This window comes from Streptomyces sp. CB09001 (assembly GCF_003369795.1).
Classification (GTDB): domain Bacteria; phylum Actinomycetota; class Actinomycetes; order Streptomycetales; family Streptomycetaceae; genus Streptomyces.
In genome coordinates this window covers 2,850,398-2,875,257 of sequence record NZ_CP026730.1, presented here as the reverse complement: position 1 = coordinate 2,875,257, position 24,860 = coordinate 2,850,398, and the positions used below count along the sequence as shown (strand labels likewise).

Genomic DNA, 24,860 nt, shown 5'->3' with positions numbered 1-24,860 from the left:
GGTGGGCGGGCGCGCGCTGGAGAGGCCGATCGTGGGTTTCTCACCGGTAGCCGCCGACCGGGGGACGGGCCGGGAGCCGGTTGTGACTCAGGTCACCGGAAAGTTCTTCGGAAGCGGGAAATAACCGGGGATCGTTTCCCCGTTTAGACCTGTGTCCGAGCGAAACGGGGATTCCCTCCCCGGATCGTGAACCCAGTCGTCACATCCGTGACAGACACCACAGGCGCCACAGACACGCCAGACATCAAGGAGTACGCCGTGCAGACCGCGATCCCCGATCAGCGCAAGGTTGCCCGGCCCCGCGCCGATGCTCTGCGCAATCGGGAGCGGATCGTCCTCGCCGCCCGGGAGATGTTCGTCGAGCACGGGCCGGACGTGCCGCTCGACGAGGTCGCCCGCCGGGCCGGGGTGGGCAACGCCACGGTGTACCGCAACTTCCCCGACCGTGACGCCCTCGTCCGCGAGGTCGTCTGTTCGGTCATGGACCGTACGGCACGGGCGGCCGAGCTGGCCCTCGCGGAGACCGGTGACGCGTTCGAGGCGCTGGAGCGCTTCGTGCACGCCTCCGCCGACGAGCGGATCAGCGCCCTGTGTCCCATGATGGCCAGCACGTTCGACCAGCATCACCCCGACCTGGAGGTGTCCCGCGGACGGGTCGAGCGCCTGGTCGCCGAGGTCATGGACCGGGCGAAGGCGGCCGGTCAGCTCCGCGGCGACGTGGGCGTCGGTGATCTGATGATCGCCGCGGCCCAGCTCAGCCGGCCCCCGGCCGGTCTGGGGTGCGTGAGCGCCGACCGGTTCGTCCATCGCCATCTTCAGCTGTTCCTGGACGGGCTGCGGGCTCCTGCCCGCTCCGTCCTTCCGGGTCCGGCAGTGACGCTGGAGGACCTGCGCCGGCCCTGCGACCAGTAGTTCAGCCAGTTCAGCCAGTTCAGCACGTTCCGTCACCGACGCCGAGCCGTCAGCACCGCCGCTGAGGGCGGGCCGTCAGCGCGGGTCGATTCGTCCCTTTTCTCATCTTTTTCCGTCACGAAGTCCGAAGTGGGTATCCCCATGTCTCAAGCAGCCGTCAAGGCGTCCGGCGTCAGTGACGCCCCGGACGCCGGTCGCTGGAAAGCGCTGGTCTTCATCGCGCTCGCCCAGCTGATGGTGGTCCTCGACGCCACCATCGTGAACATCGCCCTCCCCTCCGCACAGCAGGACCTCGGCATCTCCGACGGCAACCGGCAGTGGGTCGTCACGGCCTACGCCCTCGCCTTCGGCGGTCTGCTGCTGTTCGGCGGCCGGATAGCCGACCTGTGGGGCCGCAAGCGCACCTTCGTCCTCGGCCTGGCCGGCTTCGCCGTCGCCTCCGCGCTGGGCGGCGCGGCCACCAACGAGGCGATGATGTTCGGCTCCCGCGCCCTCCAGGGCGTCTTCGGTGCCCTGCTCGCGCCCGCCGCGCTCTCCCTGCTCGCCGTGATGTTCACGGACGCCAAGGAGCGCGCCAAGGCGTTCGGCATCTACGGTGCGATCGCCGGTGGCGGCGGCGCCGTGGGCCTGATCCTCGGTGGCTTCCTCACCGAGTACCTGAACTGGCGCTGGACGTTCTTCGTCAACATTCCGTTCGCGATCGTCGCCGCGGCCGGCGCGTACCTCGTCATCCGTGAGCCCAAGGGCGGCCGCAACCGCTCGCCGCTCGACATCCCCGGCGTCATCCTGTCCACCCTCGGACTGGTCGCGCTGGTCTACGGCTTCACCCGCGCCGAGTCCAACGGCTGGAGCGACGCGACGACGATCGGCATGTTCGTCGGCTCGGCCGTGCTGCTGCTGGCCTTCGTGATCGTGGAGTCCCGGGTCAAGGCCCCGCTGCTGCCGCTGCGCGTCATCACCGAGCGCAACCGGGGCGGGATCTACCTCTCGCTGGGCCTGGCCATCATCGCGATGTTCGGCCTGTTCCTCTTCCTGACCTACTACCTGCAGATCGTGAAGGGCTACACGCCGGTGAAGACCGGCTTCGCCTTCCTGCCGATGATCGCGGGCATGATCACGGGCTCCACGCAGATCGGTGCCCGGCTGATGACCCGGGTCGCGCCCCGGCTGCTGATGGGCCCCGGCTTCCTGGTCGCCGCCGTCGGCATGCTGTTCCTGACCCAGCTGGAGGTCAACACCTCCTACGCCGGTGTGCTGCTGCCCGGCATGCTGCTGCTCGGCCTCGGTATGGGTACGGCGTTCATGCCGGCCATGTCCATGGCCACCATGGGCGTGGAGGCCCGGGACGCCGGTGTCGCCTCCGCGATGGTCAACACCTCGCAGCAGGTGGGCGGCGCGATCGGTACGGCGCTGCTGAACACGATCGCCGCCTCCGCCACCACGTCCTACATCGCCGACCACATGGGTGGCGCGGCCTCCCGGTCCCAGCAGCAGCTGGTCCAGCTGGAGGGCCAGGTGCAGGGCTACACCAGCGCGATCTGGTTCGCCGTCGGCATCCTGGTCGTCGCGGCCGCGATCGCCCTGACCTTCATCAACGCCGGTCGTCCGGGCGGCGGCGCCGTCACCGGCTCCGGTGCGGGCGACGAGGCCGAGGACGAGCTGCGGGTGCCGGTCGTCGCCCACTGACGACCGCCCCGGTACCCGCTCGGGCCCCTGTTCCACCCGTGCGTACGGGGAGGGGACGCCCCGTACGCACGGTTCCCCCGGACCTGCCCCGGCCGCGCTTCTCAGCGCAGCCAGGGCAGGTCCGCACCCGCTTCGCTCGGCTGAAGTCCCTCGGCGACGATCCGCATGATCTCGCCGAGGGACTTCTGCTGTTCCGGGGTGAGCCGGTCGAAGACCGCCTGGCGCACGGCGTCGACGTGGCCCGGTGCGGTCCGGCGCAGCACCTCGTACCCCTCGTCGGTGAGGATGGCGAACTGGCCGCGCTTGTCGGAGGGGCAGTCCTCGCGACGGACCCAGCCGTTCTTCTCCAGGCGCGCCACCGCGTGCGAGAGGCGGGACCGGGTGATCTTCGCGTACTTGGCCAGCTCCGTCATCCGCAGCCGCCGGCGCGGTGACTCGGCCAGCTTGACCAGCAGGCCGTAGTAGACGTGCGGCATGCCCGCGTCGCGCTGGAGCTGCCGGTCGAGGTGGTCCTCGAGGAGGGTCGCCGCCTCGATGTAGGAGCGCCAGACGAGCTGCTCCTCGGCGGTGAGCCAACGGGGTTCGTCGTTCATGTGTCCCACTGTACGAAACGGTTCCTTGAATATTCAACAAAGTCGGCGTAGATTGATGGCAAGTAAAGATTGAGAGTTCAAGTATTGGAGTAGTCATGGCCGCCGCCGTCCGGGAGCGCATGCCCGCCCTCTACCTCAGTCACGGCGCCCCGCCGCTCGCCGACGACCCCGTCTGGCCCGGCGAGCTGGCCGCGTGGGCCGCGGAGCTGCCCCGCCCCAAGGCGATCCTCGTCGTCTCCGCCCACTGGGAGGAGGCCCCGCTCGCCCTCGGCGCCACCCGGACCGTCCCCCTCGTCTACGACTTCTGGGGCTTCCCGGACCACTACTACCAGGTGCGTTACGGAGCGCCCGGCGCACCCGCGCTCGCCGAGTCCGTGCGCAAGCTGCTGCGTGCCCCCGGCACCCCCGTGCAGGACGTCCCCGACCGCGGCCTCGACCACGGCGCCTACGTGCCGCTGGTGGAGATGTACCCCGGCGCCGACATCCCGGTCCTCCAGGTCTCCATGCCGACCCTCGACCCGGCGCGGCTCATGGAGATCGGCCGCAGGCTCGCGCCGCTGCGCGACGAGGGCGTGCTGATCATCGGCTCCGGCTTCTTCACCCACAACCTGGCCGCGCTGCGCCAGGGCGGCATCCCCTCCTGGTCCGCGGAGTTCGACGACTGGGGCCGGCGCGCGCTGGAGGGCGGGGACGTGGACGGGCTGCTCGACTTCGCCCACAAGTCCCCGGCGGGACGGCTCGCCCACCCGCGCACCGAGCACTTCGCGCCCCTGTTCGTGACCATGGGCGCGGCGGACGCGGCCGGTGAGCTGGACCTGCGGCGGTCGGTGATCGACGGGTTCTGGATGGGCCTGGCCAAGCGGTCGGTGCAGTTCGGCTAGAGCGGCCTCTCGTACCAGGCCACGTCCCAGTACCGCCCGAACTTGCGGCCCACCTCGCGGTACGTGCCCACGTGCCGGAAGCCGAAGCGCGCGTGCAGTCGCCCCGACGCCTCGTTGGGCTGGGCGATGCCCGCGTAGGCCCGGTGCAGGTCCTCGGTGGCCAGGGCGTCGAAGAGGGACGTGTAGAGGAGCGAGCCGATGCCGCGGCCGCCGGCCCCCGGGGCGACGTAGACGGTGGTCTCCACCGAGGTCGCGTAGGCGGGCTTGGCGCGGTAGGGGCTGGATGTGGCGTACCCCAGAATCTCCTGTGAGTCCGCGGCCGTGGCAACCCTGAGGCGGTACGGGCCGTCTTCAGGGTGGGAGAGCAGCCAGGGGCGGCGCTCTTCCGGGGTGAACGGCTCGGTGTCGAACGTGAGGGGCGTCTCACGTACGTAATGGTTGTAGAGGTCGGTGAGTCCCTTGAGGTCCTCCTCGACTCCCGGTCTGACCTGGACCTCCGCGGTTCCCGGCATCCCCGCCCTCCCCTTGTGGCGGCACAGGATACTGCATGATCAGAAAAATCGAGGGGCGGGTTGGGAATTCTGTCCGGATTCCAGTCGTTGTTTCCATCGGATGCAGGGCACCCGAGGAGAGTCCCGAGAGGGGCTGGAGACACGGAGACAACCCCGCAAGGCGCCCGAGCGTCCACCGGACCACCCGCTGAACCACCATCGCAAGGGAGCACGCATGGCAACCCGTGCCGTCGCCCGTCGTAAGTCCGCCACCGGCGAGACCTCCGGCCCGGCAACCAGCGTCCGCGCGAACGGCGGCGAGCTCGCCGACCGCGATCTGGTCGGCATGTACCTCGACGAGATCGCCCGGACACCGCTGCTCGACGCCGCCAAGGAGGTCGAGCTGTCCCAGACCATCGAGGCGGGTGTCTTCGCGCGGCAGGTCCTCGAAGGGTACGAGGAGACCGGGGCGGACGCCACCCGTGAGGAGCTCCAGGCCCTGATCGACGAGGGCGAGCGGGCGAAGGACGTCTTCATCCGCTCCAACCTCCGCCTGGTCGTCGCGGTCGCCCGCCGCTACCCGCGCAGCGGCCTGCCGCTCCTGGACCTGATCCAGGAGGGCAACGCCGGTCTGGTCCGCGCGGTCGAGAAGTTCGACTACCGCAAGGGCTTCAAGTTCTCCACGTACGCGACCTGGTGGATCCGTCAGGCCATCACCCGCTCCATCGCCGACCAGTCCCGCACCATCCGGCTGCCCGTCCACCTCGTCGAGGAGCTGGGCCGGATCCGGCGCGTGCAGCGCGAGTTCAACCGGGAGCACGGCCGCGAGCCGGAGCCCGCCGAGATCGCGGCCGAGCTGGGCTCGACGCCGGAGCGCGTCGTCGACGTGCTCGACTGGGCCCGCGACCCGGTCTCGCTGAACATGTCGGTGGACGACGAGGGCGAGACCCAGTTCGGCGACCTGCTGGAGGACACCTCGGCCGTTTCCCCCGAGCAGTCGGTGCTGACCCTGCTGCGCAGCGAGGAGCTGGACGACCTCATCGGCCGCCTCGACCCGCGCACGGCCTCCATCATCAAGATGCGGTACGGCATCGACGACGGCCGCGAGCGCACGCTGACCGAGGTCGGCAAGGAGCACGGCCTCACCCGCGAGCGCATCCGCCAGATCGAGAAGCACGCGCTGCTGGAGCTGAAGAAGCTGGCCCGCGACACCGGCTTCGAGGCGGCGGCCTGACCCGGCCGTGGACCACGCCGGCCGTACGGCCCGGATGCCCGTGACGTGGGGGCGTGACGGGGCGGATGGGGCGTACGCCGGGTGTCGGACCCGGCGCAAACATGGCCGTACAACGCTGCTTCAATCCGCGGGGGCCGGGAACAAGACGGTCGAGCCCGTACGGCGGCATCACTGGAGACCACGTCCCGACGCACTCCCCCCGGCGCCGGGACTTCCCGAGCCGGGCTCGGCTGCCCCTCCCCCCTGGGGCGCCGCAGCCCGGCTCTTTCCGTCTCAAGGGGACCCGGAGGGCCGCGAGCCGGAGCGGAGCGGGAGGCGGGGCAGGGCGGGGAGGCGGGGCACCCCGAACCTGAACCCCGGGGTGGCCCGCCGAATGGCAGATTCTGCCACAGCGGCATAGCCTGCCGAAGTGAGCAGCACCATTCCAGAATTCCCCGGACCGGGCCCCGGACCGGAACAGGCCGGACCGCTCTCCCTGACCGAGCGACGCAAGGCCGAGACCCGGATGGAGATCGCCCGGGCGGCGGCCCGCCTCTTCGCCGGACAGGGACTGCGGGCCACCCGGGCCGAGGACATCGCCAGGGCGGCGGGCGTCGCCCCGCGCACTTTCTACCGCTACTTCGCCACCAAGGAAGAGGCGATCGCCCCGCTCTACGGACTGGGCGCCGAGCGCTGGGTGCGGGCGGTGCGCGAGGCACCGGCCGAACTGTCGCCGCCCGAGGCCCTGGAACGCGCCGTGCGGCACACGCTGACCCCGGGCGCCGGTGTGTCGGCGCCGGCCTGGGAGTGGGCCCGCACCCTCATCCGCCTGGCCGAGAGCAGTCCGGCGCTGCGCAAGGTGTGGGCGGAGGTCTGCCACTCCACGGAGCGGTGGCTGGTCCAGGCGCTGGCGGCGCGGATGTCCGGGGGCGACGACAACGTTGCCGCCCGTCTCGCCGCCTCCCCCCGGCTGCACTTCGCGGCGGCCGTGGCGGGGGCCTCCGTGCGCGTCGCCGCGGAGTACTGGGCGTCGTCCTCCTCGCAAGGAGCGCGCAGTCCTCTGGAGCAGGCGCTGCTGAACCTGGAGGTGCTGCGGGAATTCGCCTGGGAGGACGGGCTCGCGGAAGAGCGGTGAGACCCCGGCGGGCGCCGCCGGGGATTCCGCCGGCCGGTCCCCCTCAGTCGGCCCCCGTTCAGTCGGCCCCCCGTTCAGTCGGTCCCCGCCGCCCGCCCCAGCCGGGCCCCCAGCTCCCGTACGCACTCCACCAGTTCCGCCGGTTCCCGGACCCGGAACTCCAGCCCGGTCGTCGCCAGCCGGGCCGCGGTCCACTCCACCGGGCCGGACACGGTCGCCCGCACCACGCACGACGCGCAGCCGTCCACCGGCTCGGGCGTTCCCATCCAGTGCGGCAGCAGGGGCGCGACGGCCTCGGCCGGTGCGTGGAAGACGACCGTGATCCCGTAGGAGTCGTGCCGCCGCTGCATCGAGCGCCGCAGGTATTCGGCCGCGTCCCCGGTCGGCAGCTCCCGGGGAGTGAACCGCGCCCCCGTCGCGAAGGGCTCGCTCACCCGGTCCACCCGGAAGGTCCGCCAGTCGTCCCGGTCGAGGTCGTAGGCGACGAGGTACCAGCGCCGCCCCGTGGAGACCAGCCGGTACGGCTCCGTCGAGCGCCGCGTCCCGGTGCCGTCCGCCGCCCGGTAGGCGAACCGCAGCCGCTCGTGCCCCGCCACCGTCGAGGCCATCACGGTCAGCGTCTCGGGCGCGATGCTCGGCCCGTCCCCGGTGGTCAGCGGCGTGGTCGCGGACTGGAGCGTGGTGACCCGGTGCCGCAGCCGCGAGGGCAGCACCTGCTCCAGCTTGGCCAGGGCCCGCACCGACGCCTCGTCCAGGCCCTCGACCGCGTGCCCCGCGCCGGCCCGCAGCCCGACCGCGATGGCCACCGCCTCCTCGTCGTCGAGGACCAGCGGGGGCATCGCCTTGCCCGCGACCAGCCGGTAGCCGCCGTCGGCGCCCATCGTCGCCTGCACCGGATAGCCCAGTTCGCGCAGTCGGTCGATGTCCCGCCGGACCGTGCGCCGGGAGACCCCGAGCCGGTCGGCCAGCTCGCCGCCGGGCCATTCGCGGGGCGTCTGGAGGAGGGAGAGGAGCGTCAGCAGCCGGGCCGGAGTGTCCGTCGTCATGCGTCCGAGGATGCCGCATATCTAGGACACGATCCGACCTACTGGCCGCATACGTTCCTCCCATGACCAACAAGCAGACCCCGCAACCGGCTCCCGTCCCGCCCGCGGCGGGCGACCGGCGTCGCTGGTTCGCCCTCGCGATCGTGATGACCGCGGCCTTCATGGACCTGGTGGACGTCACCATCGTCAACATCGCCATCCCCTCGATCCAGCGGGACGAGGGCGCCTCCTTCAGCCAGATCCAGTGGATCACCGCCGGTTACGCCCTCGCCTTCGCGGCCGGTCTGATCACCGGCGGGCGGCTCGGTGACATCCACGGCCGCAAGCGGGTCTTCCTCGTCGGCATCGGCGGCTTCACCCTCGCCTCCGCCCTGTGCGGCCTGGCGGCCAACCCGGAGATGCTGGTGGCCTCCCGCATCCTCCAGGGCGGCATGGCGGCGCTCATGGTGCCGCAGGTGCTGTCGATCGTGCACGCCACCTTCCCGGCACACGAACGCGGCAAGGTCTTCGGGCTGTTCGGCGCGATCGTGGGTCTGGGGGCCGTCTCGGGCCCGCTGCTGGGCGCCCTGCTCACCGAGTGGAACCTCTTCGGCCTCGAATGGCGGCCCATCTTCCTCATCAACCTGCCCGTCGGCATCGCGGGCCTCGTCCTCGGCAGCCGCTTCATCGCCGAGTCCAGGGCGCCGCGCGCGCTCCGGCTGGACCTGGTCGGGGTCGCGCTGGTCACCCTCGGCCTGCTGATGCTGATCTACCCGCTCACCCGGGGCGAGGAGCTGGGCTGGCCGCTGTGGGGGCACCTGTCGATGGCCGGCTCGCTGGTGGTCCTCGCGGTCCTGGTCGCCTACGAGCGGCGCAAGAGCGCCCGGGACGGTTCGCCGCTGGTGGAGCTGTCGCTGTTCAGGGTGAAGAGCTTCGCGGCCGGGATCGCCGTGCAGACGGTCTTCGGGGTCGCGCTCGGCGTCTTCTTCCTGGTGTGGACGCTGTACATGCAGTTCGGGCTCGGCTGGAGCCCGCTGCGGGCCGGTCTGACCGGCGTGCCGTTCTCGATCGCCGTCTCCACGGCCGCCGGGATCTCGGTGCAGAAGCTGGTCCCGCGCTTCGGGCGCAAGGTGCTCCAGGCGGGCGCGCTGGTGATGGCGGCCGGAGTGCTCCTCTACATCTGGGAGTCCGGGCGCTACGGGCTCGCCATCACGTCCTGGCAGATGGCGCTGCCGCTGGTCGTGATGGGCCTCGGCATGGGCCTGATCGTCGCGCCGCTGACCGACGCGGTGCTCTCCCAGGTGCCGCGCGAGCACGCCGGGTCGGCGTCGGGGCTCATCAACACCGTGCAGCAGATGGGGAACGCGCTCGGACTCGGGCTGGTGTCGGTGGTCTTCTTCGGCACGATGAGCGACCGCCTCACCCCCGACCGCGTCGGCCCCGCCTATGTGGACGCCTTCCAGAACGCCCTGGGGTGGGTGGCCGCCGTGCTGGCCGTCATCTTCCTGCTGATGTTCGCGCTGCCCCGGCGGCCGGCCCAGCACGCGGAAGGCGGCCCGGCCGAGGGCCGCGCGGAGGAGAAGGAGCCCGCACTGGTCTGAGACCGCGCTCACGCGACGGCACGGACGGCGGACGGGCGGGACGGACGGTGGACAGGCGGGACGGACGGTGGACAGGGGCGGGGGCCGGCACGGGGGTGCCGGACCCGCCCTCCTCCATGCCAATGCCCGTTCACGCCTGCTTGTGTCCGAGTGCTTCCGCTTCCTGTTTACATTCCGGACAACCAGGCGTAGCCTCCCAGCGAAACCACAGGTTCGGGCACTGGTCGGAGGTGAACGGTCATGTACGCACCGGAGCGGCAGCAGGAGATCCTCCGGCTCGCCCGGGACGGCGGCCGGGTGGATGTGGTGTCGCTGGCCGAGGAGTTCCAGGTGACGGCGGAGACCATCCGCCGCGACCTCAAGGCGCTCGACCGCGCGGGGCTGCTCCGCCGGGTGCACGGCGGCGCGATCCCGGCCGGACGGCTCGACTTCGAGCCGGACCTCGCCGAGCGCGAGTCCACGGCCGCCGACGAGAAGGACCGCATCGCCAGGGCGGCCCTCGCGGAACTGCCGGCCGAGGGCACGCTGATCCTCGACGCCGGTTCCACGGTGGCCCGCATGGCCGCGGCGATCCCGCCGGAGGCCTCGCTGACCGTGGTCACCCACAGCCTGCCCATCGCGGCCCGCCTCGCCGACCACCCCGGCATCCAGCTCCACATCGTCGGAGGGCGCGTGCGCCACCGTACCCGCGCCGCCGTGGACGCCTGGGCGCTGCGCGCGTACGGCGAGATCCGCGCCGACGTGGCCGTGGTGGCGGCCAACGGGTTCTCCGTGGAGCACGGACTGACCACCCCCGACCTCGCCGAGGCCGCCGTCAAGCGGGCCGCCCTGAGCGCCGCCCGGCGCGTGGTGCTGCTCGCCGACTCCTCCAAGTACGCCCAGGAGCACTTCGCCCGCTTCGGCGCCCTCGGCGACGTGGACCTGCTGATCACCGACAAGGGACTGACCCCCGAGGACGCGGGCGACATCGAGCGCGCCGGCACGGAAGTAGTACGCGCATGATCCTGACCGTCACCCCCAACCCGTCGCTGGACCGCACCTACGAGGTGCCCTCCCTCGACCGCGGCGAGGTCGTCCGCGCCACCGGCGAGCGGGTCGACCCCGGCGGCAAGGGCGTGAACGTCTCGCGCGCGGTGACCGCCGCCGGGCAGCGCACCGTCGCGGTGCTGCCGCTGGGCGGGGCACCGGGCGCCCTCGTCGCCGACCTGCTGGACGCGCAGGGCATCGAGGTCGCGCCGGTGCCGATCACCGGACCCACCCGCTCCAACATCGCGCTCGCCGAAGCCGACGGCGTCCTGACGAAGATCAACGCACCGGGCCCCGAACTCACCCCGGCCGAACGGGAACTGCTCCTGGAGACCGTACGGCGGCAGTCGCCGGGCGCGGACTGGATCGCCTGCTGCGGCAGCCTGCCCCGCGGCCTGGCCCCCTCCTGGTACGCCGACCTGGTCGCCCGGGCGCACACCGCCGGTGTCCGCATCGCCCTGGACACCTCGGGACCGGCTCTGCTGCGGGCGCTGCGCGAGCGGCCCGACGTGGTCAAGCCGAACGCCGAGGAGCTGGCCGAGGCCGTCGGGCGTCCGCTGGCCACGGTCGGCGACGCGGTGAAGGCCGCCGAGGAGCTGCGGGAGCTGGGCGCCAGGGCCGTGCTCGCCAGCCTGGGCGCCGACGGGCAGCTGCTCGTGGACGACGCCGGCACCTGGTTCGGCACCGCCCGCGTGGGCGCCGTACGCAGCAACGTCGGCGCCGGGGACTCCTCCCTCGCCGGGTTCCTGGTCGCCGGCGGGACCGGACCCGGCGCCCTCGCCTCCGCCGTCGCACACGGCGCCGCCGCCGTCCAGCTGCCCGGCAGCGTGATGCCGACGCCGCACGACCTGGACCCGGCCGCCGTGACGGTCACGACCGAGGTGCCCGTGGACCGCGTACTGGGGGAGCCGGCGCCATGACTCCCCGACCCGCCCACGGCCTCCTCCCCGGGGCCACCCCCAGCCCCCACCGCTGTGCCCCCAGCCCCCACCGCTGTGCCCCCGTCCCCCTCCCCGCCCCCGCCCCTCACCCCACGATCCGGGCGATACGCGAGCTAAGGAGCCCGCGATGAGCGACATGATCACCGCGGACCTGGTCGACCTCGACCTGTCCGCCGACACCAAGCAAGCGGCGGCGCGCGCCCTCGCGGAGCGGATGGTCGCCCTGGGCCGGGTGACCGACCTGGAGGGCTTCCTCGCCGACGTGGCCGCCCGCGAGGCCCAGATGCCGACCGGCCTCGACGGCGGGATCGGCATCCCGCACTGCCGCAGCGAGCACGTCACCGAGCCGACGCTCGCCTTCGGGCGCAGCACGGCCGGTGTCGACTTCGGGGCGGCGGACGGACCGGCCGACCTGATCTTCCTCATCGCCGCTCCGGCGGGCGCCGACGACGCCCACCTGACGATCCTCTCCGCGCTGGCCCGGCAGCTCATGAACGCCGGGTTCACCGCCGCCCTGCGCTCGGTGGGCGACGCGGCGGGCGCCGCCGCGCTCATCCGCGGGGAGGAGCCGGCACCGGCCGAGGACAGCACCGAGGGCACGACTGAGGAGACCACCGAGGAGAGCGCGGACACCGGGGCGGTCTCGGCGGCGGCCTCCGCCGAGACCGCCCCGGGCAGCACGGTCGAGGACGGCGGCGGGCCCGAGCGCCCCTTCCGCATCGTCGCCGTCACCTCCTGCCCCACCGGCATCGCGCACACCTACATGGCGGCCGAGTCCCTGGAGAACGCGGGCCGCGCGGCGGGCGTCGACCTCGTCGTCGAGACCCAGGGCTCGGCCGGCTTCACCCGGCTCGACCCGGCGGTGATCGCGGCGGCGGACGGCGTGATCCTCGCCCACGACGTCGCCGTGCGCGAGAAGGGCCGCTTCGCCGGGAAGCCCACCGTCGACACCGGCGTCAAGGCCGCCATCAACCGGCCGGGAGAGCTGATCGGCGAGGTCCGCGACAAGGCGGCCCGCGGTGAGGTCACCTCCGCCTCCCCGGGCGCGACGCCCGTCGAACGCGGCGGCGAGTCCGGCGAGGGCTACGGCACCAAGCTCCGCAAGTGGCTGATGTCCGGGGTCAGCTACATGGTCCCGTTCGTCGCCGCGGGCGGTCTGCTGATCGCCCTGGGCTTCGCGATCGGCGGCTACGAGATCAACAAGGCGCCCTCCGTGATGGACCACTTCGTGTGGACCCAGGCGGACAGCTGGGCGGCGCTGCTGTTCCAGATCGGCGGCGTGGCCTTCGCCTTCCTCGTCCCGGTGCTGGCCGGCTACATCGCCTACGGCATGGCCGACCGGCCGGGCCTGGTCCCCGGCTTCGTCGGCGGCTCGATCGCGCTGACCATCAACGCCGGCTTCCTCGGCGGTCTGGCGGCCGGTCTGATCTCCGGCGCGGTGGTGCTGGCGATCCAGCGGGTCCCGATACCGAAGTCGCTGCGCGGCATCATGCCGGTGGTGGTGATCCCGCTCATCTCGGCGGCGGTCGTCGGGTTCCTGATGTTCGTCGTGATCGGCAAGCCCATCGCGTCCGCGCAGTCGGGGATGACCGACTGGCTGAACGGCCTGTCCGGCGCCAACGCCGTCCTGCTCGGCGCGCTGCTCGGCCTGATGATGTGCTTCGACCTCGGCGGCCCGGTCAACAAGGTCGCCTACACCTTCGCCACCGCGGGCATCGCGGTCGCCAGCCCCAGCGACTCGGCGATGAAGATCATGGCGGCGGTGATGGCGGCCGGCATGGTCCCGCCGCTGGCGATGGCCCTGGCCACCACCGTGCGCGGCCGGCTCTTCAACGCCGCCGAGCGCGAGAACGGCAAGGCCGCCTGGGTCCTGGGCGCCTCCTTCATCTCCGAGGGCGCGATCCCGTTCGCCGCGGCCGACCCGCTGCGCGTCATCCCGTCCTCGATGGTGGGCGGCGCCGTCACCGGCGCCCTGTCGATGGCCTTCGGCGCGACGCTGCGCGCCCCGCACGGCGGCATCTTCGTGGTCCCGCTGATCGGCAACCCGCTGCTCTACCTGGTCGCCGTCGCGGCCGGTGTCTGTGTCAGCACGGCTCTGGTGATCGTCCTCAAGGGGCTGCGCAAGACGGCGCCGGGAACGGCGGCCCAGGGACCCGGCGGGGGCGCGGACCCGTCGTCCCCGACGCCGGGCGCGAAGCAGGCGGTGGCCGCGTAGGGCAGGACTCGACCGGCCGGGGGAGCGGGGCGCGACAGAACCTAGGGGGCAACCCGGGCCGCGCGCCGCTCCATCGCCCGGCGGGCCGTGTCCTCGCTGTCGTACACCTCGCACATGTGGCGCCCGTCCGGGGTGGCCGTGTGCTCGACCTCCCACAGGGAGACCTCCACACCGTCGCGCAGCAGGAACGCGTGCTCGTAGAGCGAGAAGCCGACCCGGGCGCGACCCGCGCGGCCCGGACCGCCGAAGGCCTGGGTGATCTGGTGCCCGCACGCCGTGGCCAGCCGGTCGGCGAGGTCCGCGTCGGGACGGTCCGCGTTCTCCGCGCGGCGCAGCAGCCTGCGGGCGTGGTCCGCCGAGGCGTCGGGCACATAGGCGTGGCGCGGGGTCGGGACGGGCGACAGCTGCACCTGCACCGGCAGTTCGAAGTCGGGGGCGTCGGGCGGCAGGGCCAGCCGGGAACCGGCGGCGCGCAGCTCCTCCTCGTCCAGGTAGACCTCGTGCTGCGGCTCGCTGCCCGGGGCGGTGTTGTGGACCAGCTCCCACAGCGTGAGCGCCGAACCGTCGGCGAGCAGCCAGGTGTGCCGGTACGTCTCCCGGTGCAGTCCGGCGCTGTGGTGCGCGGAGTGCAGCGAACCGTCGTGCGCCAGCGCGCAGTCCAGCCGCCGTATGGTCTCGTCGGGCAGCTCGAAGGAGTTCAGGGCGCGGCCCAGCAGTCGCATGAGGTGCTCCTCCGGAGACTCGGGCGACTCGGGTGGTTCGTACGCTGCCGTCTCGTACGGAACGCTCAAGGTTTCTCCCGGCGTTGCTGCATGTCACCTTGTGGGTGCATACCGTAGCCCCTCGGTCGGACATCATGTCCGGGAACCGAGAAAACGTACGCACGAAAAACGCGTGGGCCGCGCGAAAAGTTTCCGCGCGGCCCGACGAACCGTCAAAATTCCCTGGTCACAAGCCGATCAGGCCGCGCTTTGGGCGGTCCACTCGCTCCAGGGCATGTTCCAGCCGTTGAGCCCGTTGTCCGGCGCGACCGTGTCGTCCGGGGAGTTCTTGACGACCACGACGTCCCCGATCAGCGAGTTGTCGTAGAACCACTTGCCCGGGGTGTCGCCCTGCGCGCCCTGCGCGTCCGCCAGCCCGACGCAACCGTGGCTGGTGCCCTGGGCGCCGAAGGGCGGGTTTCCGCGGTTGTACCAGTAGTTGCCGTGGATGAAGGTGCCGGACTGGCTCAGCCGCATCGCGTGCGGCACGTCCGGGATGTCGTACTCGCCGCCGAACCCGACCGTCGACCCGTTCATGCGCGTCTGCTCGGACTTCTCCGAGATCACCATCTGCCCGTTGTACGTCGGGTTCGCGGCGCTGCCCGCGGAGATCGGGACCGACTTGAGCGTCCTGCCGTCGCGCACCACGGTCATGGTCTGCGTGTCCGCGTCCACCGTGGAGACCTGCGCGCGGCCCACGGTGAAGGTCACGGTCTTCTTCTGCACGCCGTAGCGGCCGTTCGCGCCCTCCACCCCGTCCAGGTCGATCTTCATCGTGACCTTGGAACCGGCCTTCCAGTACTCCTCGGGCCGGAAGTCGAGCCGCTGCGCGCCGAACCAGTGCCCGACCACCTCCTGCCCGCTGCTGGAGGTGACCGTGATGTGCGACCGCACGCTCTTCTTGTCGGTGATCGCCTTGTCGAAGGTGAACGACACCGGCATCCCCACCCCGACCGTGCTGCCGCCGTCCGGGGTGTACGTGCCGACGAAACTGTTGTCCGGGGAGACGGTCGTGAAGACCGAGTCGGCGGCGGCCGTACGGCCGTTCGCGTCCTTCGCCCGTGCCGTGATCCGGTACTTCGTGCCCCGCTCCAGCTGCTCCTTCGGCTTCCAGCTGCCGCCGTCGCCGGACACCGCGCCCGGTACGGCGGCACCGCTCTCCGACACGGTCATCCGTACGTCGGTGAGCTTGCCGTCGCTGACCTTCACACCGGTCGAGTTGATCGAGGCGCCGGTCGACCCGTCCTTCGCCGAGATCACGAGCTTGGCGACCGAGGTGTCGGCGGACCCGGCGCCGCCCTTGCCGTCCTTCTTGTCGTCGGCGCTGGCGCTGCCGCCGCAGGCGGTGAGGGTGAGGGCGCCGACCACCAGGGCGGCACAGGCCCCCAGTACGCGCCGCGTGGCTATGTCCGGCGTTGTCACGGGCTGCTCCAGGTTCGGGTGGTGTGCGATGTTCGCTTCAGCCGTGTAGAGGGCCCCGGCGGCCCGTGGGGTTCCCACCGGCCGCCGGAAACGCCGTCACGTGACAAAACCCGGACAATCGCAACGCGGACGGGTCAACCGGCCGGGAACGACGGCCCGTTCAGACCTCCCGGGCTCCCGGACCCCCGTACAGCTCGCCGTACGACGGCCACGCCCCGCCCGGGCCGTCCACCGGCTCGGCGGCCCGGACCGCGCGCACGATCGCCCGCGTCACCATGTCCGCGCCCGCCGCCAGCACCTCGTTCAGCGCGAGCGGCTGCCCGGCGTCGAGCGGACGCGCCCCGGTCGCCAGGGCGAACACCGTGTCACCGTCACTGAGCAGATGCACGGGCCGTACCGCACGGGCGATCCCGTCGTGCGCGGTGCCGGCCAGCTTCTGGGCCTGCGCCTTGGACAGGTCGGCGTCGGTGGCGACCACGGCGAGCGTGGTGTTCAGCGGCGGCGGCGCGTTCCTCGCCGCGACCTCCTCCAGCCGCCGTCCCGCGGCCTCGTGGACCTCCGGAGCCGGACACTCCACCCGCCCGCCCCGGAACAACTCCCCGTACAGCACCCCCGTTTCCGGATCCGTCACCGACCCCGCCGCGTTGGCCACCACCAGCGCCGCCACCGTGATCCCCGAGTCCAGCACGGTGCTCGCGGTGCCCACCCCGCCCTTCAGCGTGCCGACCACGGCACCCGTGCCCGCCCCGACACACCCCTCCGCCACCTCGGCGCCCGGCGTGCTCGCGTGCGCCGCCTCCACCGCCGCGTACCCGGTGGCCGCATCCGGCCTGGCCCGGAAGTCGCCCCCGCGGCCCAGGTCGAAGACGCAGGCCGCGGGCACCACCGGCACCACGTGCGCCGGACCGGGGCCGACCCGCACCCCTCGCCCCCGCTCCTCCAGCCAGGCCATCACCCCCGAGGCCGCGTCCAGCCCGTAGGCGCTGCCGCCGGTCAGCACCACCGCCTGGACCTTCTGCACCAGGTTGCGCGGATCGAGGGCGTCCGTCTCCTTGGTACCGGGGCCGCCGCCGCGCACGTCCACACCGGCGACCGCCCCGCCCGCCGGCGCGAGCACCACCGTCGTCCCCGTGAGCCACCCGTCCCCGGTGCGTGTCGCGTGCCCCACCAGCAGACCGGCGACGTCCGTCAATGCGTCAACTGTCATACGGCCAGTCTCGACCAGCCACCCGCGACGGCGCGGGAACCGGCGGGAACCGGCGGGAGGCGACTGGAGACGGCGGGGAGGCGACTGGAGACGGCGGGAGGCGGCGGTGCTTCAGGCGGCCGGTGCCGTCGCCCGCCGCTCCCGCTCGGTGCGCCACGCGGTCAGCGCCACCCCGGCCGCCACGGTCAGGGCCAGGACGATCCCCGCCACGAGCACCGCATCGGCGCCGAGGAAGGTGCAGCCGAGTACCAGCAGCGCGCCGGTCGGCAGCACGAGCTGCTCGGTGAGGCCCACCTTGAAGTGCCGCGCGTGCAGGGCCCACACCGTGAGCAGGAACACGGACGTGGGCACGGTCACCGCGGCGGACGCCGCGACCGCGGAGATGTGCGCCTTGCCCACGGCCTGCTCCACCGCCACCTCCAGCCCCGCCCCGATCGCCGCCGCCGAGGCGAACACCAGGTAGTGGCCGTAGCCCCACAGGAAGGACTGTCTGCTGGACCTCAGATAGCTGTGCACGGGCACCACGAAGTAGATCCACCAGGCCGCGAAGACGATCAGCAGACCGCCGGCCGCGATCGGGAGGACCTCGCCCAGCGCGTCGTTCTCCTCGATGCCCGACTTCACCGCGACCGTGGCCGCGGCGATGGTCTCGCCGAGCACGATGATCGTGAGCAGCCCGTACCGCTCGGCGATGTGGTGCGGATGCCAGGACGACGGGTGCCTGCGCTCGGCGTACGCCGGTACGCACAGCTCCAGCACCACCATCACCAGGAACAGCCAACCGCGGTCGTCCTCCGGCAGGAACAGGATCCCCAGCCAGCCGATCTGGCACAGCAGCACGCCGACCGAGTAGCTCCGGGCCATGGTGCTCTCCGGCGGTGCGGCCGACCGGCCCGCCCTGAGCCACTGCGCGGCCATGGCCACCCGCATGATCACGTAGCCGATGACGACGGCCACCCAGTCGTGGTCGTCGAAGGCCCGGGAGACCCCGGCCGCCAGGACCAGCACACCGGCGATCTGGACCAGCGTGACGACCCGGTAGAGGACGTCGTCGTTGTCGTACGCGGAGGCGAACCAGGTGAAGTTCATCCACGCCCACCAGATGGCGAAGAAGACCATCGCGTAGTTGAGGACGCCCTGGCCGGCATGCCCCTCGGCGACGGCGTGCACCAGCTGGACGCCCGCCTGGGCGATGGCGACGACGAAGCAGAGGTCGAAGAAGAGCTCCAGCGGTGTGGCGGCGCGGTGCGGTTCGTGCCGGTGGCGGGCCTTCAGGCGGCGCACCGGAGGATGGCCGTCTGGGGGCGGCCCGGAGGCCGCGCTTGCGGAGGAGGGACTGGACATCATGGCTCCCAGCACAGCAGAGACGGCGCGGACGTGCTTGCGGACCCCCTCGTCCGCCGGGGCGAGCGGGCCGCAGCGGACGTCGTCCACGGGGCGAGCCGTACCCTGGACGCATGAGTACCACCCCCGAACCCGAGTCCGGCGCGCCCCGGCCCGCGCTGGTCTTCGACGACCCGCTGGACCAGCAGAGCTCGGACGACACCGACCGCGGCTGGGGCGAGCGGCCCGAGGGCGACAGTGCGGCCGACCTGAAGCGCTTCCTCGACGAGAAGCCGCCCCACCACCTGTGAGCCGCCCGGGCTCGGACCGCCCGCGCTACGGGCGGTCGTGCCCCGAACCGCGCTGTGCGATCAGGGCGTCGCGGATCTCCTTGAGCACCTCCAGCTCGGAGACCTCGATGACCTCCTCGGCGCTCTCCTTCGCCCTGCGGCGGGCCTCCTGCCGGGCCAGGTACTTCGACATGGGCAGCACCATCAGGAAGTAGACGACGGCCGCCGTGATCAGGAACGTGAGGGTGGCGCCCAGCACCGAGCCCCAGAGGATCCGCACGCCCGTGGCGCTGTCGCCGGTCCCGGTGCACGGGCCCTTCAGGCAGGAGCTGTAACTGTCCAGGCTCTGCGTGCCGAACGCCCCGACCAGGGGGTTGATGACCCCGTCCACCACCGAGTTGACGATCTTGGTGAAGGCGGCGCCGATGACGACCGCCACCGCCAGGTCGATGACGTTTCCGCGCATCAGGAAGGCCTTGAAGCCCTGCCAGACGCTCGGTTCGTTCTTCTCGCTCACGGTGGGAGCACTCCTCGCTTGAACAGGTGTAGGGACCAAACGCTTGGCAACCTACGACAGCGTTGGGCCGTCCTGTCCAATCCGATCCCACGAACGAGGGACTTGACGGGCTCAGCACAGGGTCACCGCCAACCGCTCCGTGGTACCCGCGCCCACCAGCCGGTGGGCGGTGGCGCGCGGCACCGAGACGACGACCAGGGCCCCGCCCGCCGCCGGATCCGCCACGGGCTCCGGCACCTTCGTCACCCGTACACCGCGCGCGATCACCGAGGCGTCGTCCGCACCGCCGTCCCCGGCCGCCACGACGTCGACCCGGTCGCCCGGCCTGAGCAGCCGCACCGTGGCCGCGTCGGCGATGCGCACCGGCGCCGCCACGAACCGGGTGGCGGGCCGCTCACCCACCGGATCGGCCACCGGATGTCCGCGTGCCCGCCGGGTGTCCTGCCCGCCGGCCCCCGGATGCGGGCCCGCCGCCACCAGCGCGGCGGCGGTGACCGCGAGCCCGGCGGCCAGGGCACGCCGTCGGTGCCGTACGAGCCGGTGCAGCCCGCCGCGCACCCGCACCGGGGCGAACTGCGGCACCTCGCAGGTGGGCGGCGCATCGGCGCCGGGCGGAAGAGCGGAGGGAAAGGGGGAGACGGAGGGAAGAGGAGAGGGCAGGGCGGGACGGAACACGGGGACCACCACCTGTGACGAGGGACCGGCTTGCGCTCCCACGATGAGGCTTTTCGCCGCGTCCCGCCGAAGCCCGTGGACCACGGACCGGTTGTGGACAACTCCCTCACCGGAACGGGTCGTTCCGAGGAACCGTCCCGCCGCCACCGCCCTCACCGCAGCTACGGCAGCTACGGCGCTAAGGCAGCTACGGCGCTAAGGCAGCGTGATCCCCGGATCCATCCCGCCCAGCGCCGCCCCGCACGGGCAGTCCCGCTCGCCGGTCGCCGGCAGCGCGGCCACCGCGTCGAACAGGACGCCCCGCAGGCGGTCCACGTTCGCCGCGAACACCCGCAGCACCTCCTCGTGCGAGACGCCCTCGCCGCTCTCCGCGCCGGCGTCGAGGTCGGTCACGAGGGTCAGCGAGGTGTAGCAGAGCTCCAGCTCACGGGCGAGCGCCGCCTCCGGGTGGCCGGTCATCCCCACCACCGACCAGCCCTGCGCCCGGTGCCACAGGGACTCCGCGCGGGTCCCGAAACGGGGCCCCTCGACCACGACCAGGGTGCCGCCGTCCACCGGTTCCCAGTCCCGCCCCCGGGCCGCCTTCAGCGCGGCGGCCCGTCCGGTGGGGCAGTACGGGTCGGCCAGCGACACGTGCACCACGTTGGGCACCGTGCCGTCGGGCGTCGGCAGCCCGTGGAAGTAGGTCGACGGGCGGGACTTGGTGCGGTCGACGAACTGGTCCGGCACCAGCAGCGTGCCCGGCCCGTACTCGGGGCGCAGGCCGCCGACCGCACACGGTCCGAAGACCTGGCGTGCGCCCACCGAACGCAGTGCCCACAGGTTCGCGCGGTAGTTGATCCGGTGCGGCGGCAGATGGTGGCCGCGACCGTGCCGGGGGAGGAAGGCGACCCGCCGCCCGGCGACCTCGCCGACGAAGAGGGAGTCGCTGGGCGGCCCGTACGGGGTGTCCACCCGGACCTCGGTCACGTCGTCGAGGAACGAGTAGAACCCGGAGCCGCCGATCACGCCGATCTCGGCCCGCACGTTCTCGGCCTTCACCTTGTTCGCCATGCCCGCACCCTAACCGCCCCGCACGACGCCGAGGACCCCGTCGTCGGCCGACGACAGGGTCTCGTAAGAAGTGGGTCCCGCGCGACGGGAAGGGGTGAAGGACCGGGTCCCGCGCGGACGGTGGGAGCCGGGTGCTACGCGGCGGTGGTGCCCGCGGCGGAGCTGCCGGAGCCCGACGACGAACCGGACCCCGACGAGGACGCAGAGGACGACGAGGACGAACCCGAGTCCGAGGACGACGACGAAGCGGAGGACGCCTTCGAGGACGACGACGCCGGCGAGCTGCTCGACGAGCTGCCGCGGCTGTCGTTGCGGTAGAAGCCGGAGCCCTTGAAGACGATGCCGACCGCCGAGAACACCTTCTTCAGGCGGCCCTGGCAGTTCGGGCACTCGGTAAGGGCGTCGTCGGTGAACTTCTGCACCGCCTCGAGGCCCTCGCCGCACTCGGTGCACTGGTACTGGTACGTCGGCACTGTCTTCCTCCTGGCACTCTCACTCGATGAGTGCTAACGACGGTCTATAGTGACCTATTCCTCGGGATCAGTCCACTGTGGCGGGCGCGCGGTGACCGACACCACGTGCGACGGTGCGGCCGTGGGACCGGGTCGCCAGCCGCGACCGCAGCGCCACCAGGACGGCCAGCGCGAGGACCGTGCCGCCCATCGGCACCAGGAATCCGGCGCCGTCCCGGAACCCGTCCTCCAGCTGTCCGGCGACGGTCACCGCCGCCGCCTGGCCCAGCGCGACGGCACCGGTCAGCCAGGTGAAGGCCTCGGTGCGGGCACCGGCCGGGACCAGGCCCTCGACCAGGGTGTAGCCGGTGACGATGGCGGGCGCGACACACATGCCGACGAGCAGGCCGAGGCCCGCCAGTGCGAGCACCGAGTGCGCGGCCCACAGGCCGGACGCGGTCAGCGCCAGGGCGGCGTAGCCGACCAGGAGGCGCCGCTGCGGGGCCACCTTCCAGGCGATGGCGCCGCAGGCCAGGCCGGAGATCATGTTGCCCGCCGCGAAGACGCCGTACAGGACGCCGTTGAGACCGGGCTCGCCGATGGACTCGGTGAACGCCGCCAGCGACACCTGCATGCCGCCGAAGACGGAACCGATGCCCAGGAAGGCGACGATCAGCACCCGCACGCCGGGGACCCGCAGCGCGGAAACGTGCTCCACGCGCGCGTGCCCGCCGTCGGCGTCGCCGACCTGCGGCTCGGTGCTCTTCTGCGCGGCGAACAGCAGACCGCCCACCAGGGTGAGCGCGGCCTCCGTGACCAGGCCCGCGGCGGGGTCGACGGCGGTGCACAGGGCGGTCGCCAGCAGGGGACCGAGGACGAAGGTCAGCTCGTCGGTGACGGACTCGAAGGCGGCCGCCGTGCTCATCAGGGGGGAGTCCTTGAGCTTCACGGCCCAGCGGGCCCGCACCATGGGCCCGACCTGCGGCACGGAGGCGCCGGTGGGCACCGCCGCCAGGAACAGCGCCCACAGGGGCGCGTCCGCGAGCGCGAGGGCGGTCAGGGTCAGACCGGAGGCCGCGTGCACGAGCACGCCGGGCAGCAGCACCGCGCGCTGTCCGTAGCGGTCGGCGAGCCGGCCGCTGTACGGGGCGAACACGGCCATGGAGACGCCGGTGACGGCCGCGGCGGCGCCCGCGACGCCGTAGGAGCCGGTGGTGTGCTGCACCAGCAGCACGATGGAGAGGGTCAGCATGGCGAACGGCTGGCGTGCCGCGAAGCCGGGGAGCAGGAACGTCCAGGCGCCGCGGGTGCGCAGCAGCTGCCCGTATCCCGGACGGGTGACCGTGGATGCCACGGCCCGTGCCTTTCTGCCGCCTGGTAGCGCGGTCCCGCTTCGTGCTGGTCGTCGTGCGGGAGCGCCGAGAGCTGTCCACTCGCGCGGACTGCGGTAGATGCCGGAGCCCGCGTGGACGAGGGGGCGATCCGACCGCCATACGGTCGCGCCAGCTCTGCTTCAGACAGAGGTGGTTCGATCAGGTGCGGCCTTCATCGTACAGGGGTGGGAGACGCGCGGCCTGTGAAAGAGAGCACCCCCCGCACGCTCACCTGCGATTGCCGCGGGCGTTTCCGGTACCTCCGGCTCCGGTGCCTCCGGTGCCTCCGCTGCCCAGCCACCCGGCCAGCTTGCCGCCGTGGCCGACCGCGCGCAGCCGTGCCTCGGCGGCGTCCCGGACGGGGTCCGTGGCGACCACCAGGAGTTCGTCGCCGCGGCGCAGCCCTGTGGTCGGCAGCGGTACGAAGGACGTGCCGTCGCGGACGACCAGGGTGACGGCGGCGCCGGTGGGCAGCCGCAGCTCGTTGACCTCGACGCCGTGCATCCTGGAGCCCTCGGGGATCGTCACGGACAGCAGGTGGCCACGCAGCCGTTCCAGGGGCGCCGACTCGATGCCGAGGTCGGCCGCCTCGTCGCCCTTGCCCAGGCGCAGCTTGCGGGCCAGCCACGGCAGCGTCGGGCCCTGCACCAGGGTGTAGACGACGACCAGCACGAAGACGATGTTGAAGATGCGGTGGCTGCCCGCGACGCCCTCCACCATGGGGATCGTCGCCAGGATGATGGGCACCGCGCCGCGCAGCCCGGCCCAGGACATCAGGGCCTGCTCCTGCCACGGCACCCGGAAGGGCACCAGGCACAGCACGACGCTCAGCGGGCGCGCCACCATGGTGAGCACCAGCCCGATGACCAGGGCGGGCAGGATGTCGTCGCCCAGCTCGTGCGGGGTGACCAGCAGGCCGAGCAGGACGAACATGCCGATCTGGGCGAGCCAGCCGAGCCCGTCGGCGAAGCCCCGGGTGGCGGGCCAGTGCGGCAGCCGAGCGTTGCCCATGACCATCGAGGCGAGGTAGACCGCCAGGAAGCCGCTGCCGTGGGCCATCGCACCGGCCGCGTAGGCGGCGATGGCGATCGACATGACGGCGATGGGGTAGAGGCCGGAGGCGGGCAGCGCCACGTGCTTCAGGCCCCACGACCCGAGCCAGCCGACCGCGAGTCCGATGGCCGCGCCGATGGCCAGCTCCAGGGCGATCTCGCCGATGAGTACGTACCAGTGCTCGATCGGTCCTGCCGTGGAGAAGGCCACCACGAGGATGACCACCGGGGCGTCGTTGAAGCCGGACTCCGCCTCCAGCGTGCCCGTTATCCGCTTCGGCAGCGGGATCCGGCGCAGCACGGAGAAGACGGCCGCGGCGTCCGTGGAGGAGACCACGGCCCCGACGATCAGTGCCTGCCGCCACTCCAGCCCGGTCAGGTAGTGCGCGCCCGCCGCGGTCACGCCGACGCTCACCGCGACGCCGCCCAGCGCCAGCGCGGAGGCGGCCGGGAGCGCCGGTTTCGCCTCCTTCCACTTCGTGCCGAGTCCGCCCTCGGCCAGGATCACGACCAGGGCCCCGTAGCCGATGACCTGGACCAGTTCGGCGTTGTCGAACTTGATGTCGCCGATGCCGTCCTGGCCCATGGCGACGCCGATGGCCAGGTACACGAGCAGGCTGGGGAGCCCGCTGCGCGAGGAGATCCGGACCGCCGCCACGGCGATGAGCAGGACGAGCGAGCAGACGAGCAGGAGCTGGTTGAGGTGGTGGACAGTCAGCGGCCGTTCCCTTTCCCTGGCGCACAGCGTGGATCACAGCGCGGGCGAGCGCGCCCGCTCGGCGCGCGAGGCGTGCACCGGTGGTGCACCGGCGCACCACCCCATGGCACACGAATCCGCCATGCTCTGCGGGCAACTACTTCGTTACCTTACCTAACTCTTGACGCTTTCTTGACGCTCGGCTTGGCAAGATCGAACGCCCGTGCGTCCGCGTACCCGACTCCGCGTCAAGGCGGAGCCGGGCCTGCGCCTACAGTTGCTCCAGCGTTCGGCGTTCAGCGCCCGGCGCTCCGTACGA

At 72.4% G+C, this 24,860-nt stretch carries 23 protein-coding genes; 10 read left to right on the top strand and 13 right to left on the bottom strand.

The genetic code is table 11. The features are described 5' to 3' along the window. Window positions 1-258: 258 nt before the first annotated feature. Window positions 259-912: a TetR/AcrR family transcriptional regulator gene (locus tag C4J65_RS13235; protein ID WP_205351002.1), complete on the top strand. Its 654-nt coding sequence runs from the start codon at window positions 259-261 to the stop codon at window positions 910-912. Between the two features lie 141 nt (window positions 913-1,053). Then, the gene (locus tag C4J65_RS13230; RefSeq protein WP_115742598.1) at window positions 1,054-2,598 is read left to right on the top strand and encodes an MFS transporter; all 1,545 of its coding nucleotides are present in this window, start codon (window positions 1,054-1,056) and stop codon (window positions 2,596-2,598) included. Between the two features lie 101 nt (window positions 2,599-2,699). Here the strand turns inward: C4J65_RS13230 and C4J65_RS13225 are convergent, their stop codons facing one another. After that, complete coding sequence (locus tag C4J65_RS13225; protein ID WP_011028826.1) at window positions 2,700-3,191, bottom strand: MarR family transcriptional regulator; 492 nt, start codon at window positions 3,189-3,191, stop codon at window positions 2,700-2,702. Between the two features lie 119 nt (window positions 3,192-3,310). On the opposite strand from C4J65_RS13225, the gene C4J65_RS13220 reads away from it, so the two are divergent. Beyond that, the gene (locus C4J65_RS13220; RefSeq protein ID WP_115746431.1) at window positions 3,311-4,072 is read left to right on the top strand and encodes a class III extradiol ring-cleavage dioxygenase; all 762 of its coding nucleotides are present in this window, start codon (window positions 3,311-3,313) and stop codon (window positions 4,070-4,072) included. On the opposite strand, the gene C4J65_RS13215 is transcribed toward C4J65_RS13220, so the two are convergent. After that, on the bottom strand, window positions 4,069-4,584 hold the full coding sequence (locus tag C4J65_RS13215) for a GNAT family N-acetyltransferase (protein WP_115742597.1): 516 nt from the start codon (window positions 4,582-4,584) through the stop codon (window positions 4,069-4,071). The two genes, C4J65_RS13220 and C4J65_RS13215, sit on opposite strands and share 4 nt — an antisense overlap. A gap of 214 nt (window positions 4,585-4,798) precedes the next feature. On the opposite strand from C4J65_RS13215, the gene C4J65_RS13210 reads away from it, so the two are divergent. Beyond that, entirely contained in the window at window positions 4,799-5,797 is a 999-nt protein-coding gene (locus C4J65_RS13210) for a sigma-70 family RNA polymerase sigma factor (protein ID WP_115742596.1), read from the top strand. A 409-nt stretch (window positions 5,798-6,206) separates the two neighbouring features. Next, entirely contained in the window at window positions 6,207-6,911 is a 705-nt protein-coding gene (locus C4J65_RS13205; protein WP_115742595.1) for a TetR family transcriptional regulator, read from the top strand. 74 nt (window positions 6,912-6,985) lie between these two features. Here C4J65_RS13205 and C4J65_RS13200 read toward each other — a convergent pair whose 3' ends face one another. Continuing rightward, a complete protein-coding gene (locus C4J65_RS13200; protein WP_115742594.1) occupies window positions 6,986-7,957 on the bottom strand; it encodes a YafY family protein in 972 nt (323 codons plus the stop codon). 62 nt (window positions 7,958-8,019) lie between these two features. On the opposite strand from C4J65_RS13200, the gene C4J65_RS13195 reads away from it, so the two are divergent. From C4J65_RS13195 to C4J65_RS13180, 4 genes are all read left to right on the top strand, one after another. Further along, window positions 8,020-9,537 (top strand): MFS transporter, encoded by a 1,518-nt coding sequence (locus C4J65_RS13195; protein ID WP_115742593.1) that lies wholly within the window; start codon window positions 8,020-8,022, stop codon window positions 9,535-9,537. 240 nt (window positions 9,538-9,777) lie between these two features. Further along, complete coding sequence (locus C4J65_RS13190) at window positions 9,778-10,539, top strand: DeoR/GlpR family DNA-binding transcription regulator (protein WP_115742592.1); 762 nt, start codon at window positions 9,778-9,780, stop codon at window positions 10,537-10,539. Then, entirely contained in the window at window positions 10,536-11,483 is a 948-nt protein-coding gene (gene pfkB, locus C4J65_RS13185; protein WP_115742591.1) for a 1-phosphofructokinase, read from the top strand. Before C4J65_RS13190 ends, pfkB begins: the two co-directional genes overlap by 4 nt. Window positions 11,484-11,631: 148 nt before the next feature. Then, the gene (locus tag C4J65_RS13180) at window positions 11,632-13,719 is read left to right on the top strand and encodes a fructose-specific PTS transporter subunit EIIC (RefSeq protein WP_115742590.1); all 2,088 of its coding nucleotides are present in this window, start codon (window positions 11,632-11,634) and stop codon (window positions 13,717-13,719) included. A 41-nt stretch (window positions 13,720-13,760) separates the two neighbouring features. Here C4J65_RS13180 and C4J65_RS13175 read toward each other — a convergent pair whose 3' ends face one another. The 4 genes from C4J65_RS13175 to C4J65_RS13160 form a co-directional block, all read right to left on the bottom strand. Beyond that, entirely contained in the window at window positions 13,761-14,510 is a 750-nt protein-coding gene (locus C4J65_RS13175) for a DUF6227 family protein (RefSeq protein WP_162833159.1), read from the bottom strand. A gap of 168 nt (window positions 14,511-14,678) precedes the next feature. Continuing rightward, window positions 14,679-15,902 carry an Ig-like domain-containing protein gene (locus C4J65_RS13170; protein ID WP_115742588.1) on the bottom strand — a complete coding sequence of 408 codons (1,224 nt, stop codon included), beginning with the start codon at window positions 15,900-15,902 and terminating at the stop codon, window positions 14,679-14,681. Window positions 15,903-16,062: 160 nt separating this feature from the next. Next, window positions 16,063-17,109, bottom strand: a complete 1,047-nt coding sequence (locus C4J65_RS13165) for a P1 family peptidase (RefSeq protein WP_115742587.1) — start codon at window positions 17,107-17,109, stop codon at window positions 16,063-16,065. A gap of 111 nt (window positions 17,110-17,220) precedes the next feature. Beyond that, window positions 17,221-18,453 (bottom strand): low temperature requirement protein A, encoded by a 1,233-nt coding sequence (locus C4J65_RS13160; RefSeq protein WP_162833573.1) that lies wholly within the window; start codon window positions 18,451-18,453, stop codon window positions 17,221-17,223. A gap of 113 nt (window positions 18,454-18,566) precedes the next feature. Here C4J65_RS13160 and C4J65_RS36335 point away from each other — a divergent pair, with 113 nt between their 5' ends. Beyond that, window positions 18,567-18,743, top strand: a complete 177-nt coding sequence (locus C4J65_RS36335) for a hypothetical protein (protein ID WP_115742585.1) — start codon at window positions 18,567-18,569, stop codon at window positions 18,741-18,743. Between the two features lie 25 nt (window positions 18,744-18,768). On the opposite strand, the gene mscL is transcribed toward C4J65_RS36335, so the two are convergent. The 6 genes from mscL to C4J65_RS13125 all read right to left on the bottom strand — a co-directional run bounded on the left by mscL (window position 18,769) and on the right by C4J65_RS13125 (window position 24,589). Then, window positions 18,769-19,239: a large conductance mechanosensitive channel protein MscL gene (gene mscL / locus C4J65_RS13150; protein ID WP_115742584.1), complete on the bottom strand. Its 471-nt coding sequence runs from the start codon at window positions 19,237-19,239 to the stop codon at window positions 18,769-18,771. A 111-nt stretch (window positions 19,240-19,350) separates the two neighbouring features. Further along, window positions 19,351-19,914, bottom strand: a complete 564-nt coding sequence (locus C4J65_RS13145) for a hypothetical protein (protein ID WP_240330414.1) — start codon at window positions 19,912-19,914, stop codon at window positions 19,351-19,353. Between the two features lie 195 nt (window positions 19,915-20,109). Then, window positions 20,110-20,967: an S-methyl-5'-thioadenosine phosphorylase gene (locus C4J65_RS13140; RefSeq protein WP_115742582.1), complete on the bottom strand. Its 858-nt coding sequence runs from the start codon at window positions 20,965-20,967 to the stop codon at window positions 20,110-20,112. Between the two features lie 134 nt (window positions 20,968-21,101). Continuing rightward, window positions 21,102-21,440 (bottom strand): FmdB family zinc ribbon protein, encoded by a 339-nt coding sequence (locus C4J65_RS13135; protein WP_115742581.1) that lies wholly within the window; start codon window positions 21,438-21,440, stop codon window positions 21,102-21,104. 67 nt (window positions 21,441-21,507) lie between these two features. After that, window positions 21,508-22,773: an MFS transporter gene (locus C4J65_RS13130; RefSeq protein ID WP_115742580.1), complete on the bottom strand. Its 1,266-nt coding sequence runs from the start codon at window positions 22,771-22,773 to the stop codon at window positions 21,508-21,510. Window positions 22,774-23,020: 247 nt separating this feature from the next. Continuing rightward, entirely contained in the window at window positions 23,021-24,589 is a 1,569-nt protein-coding gene (locus tag C4J65_RS13125; RefSeq protein WP_115742579.1) for a potassium/proton antiporter, read from the bottom strand. Window positions 24,590-24,860 lie beyond the last annotated feature (271 nt).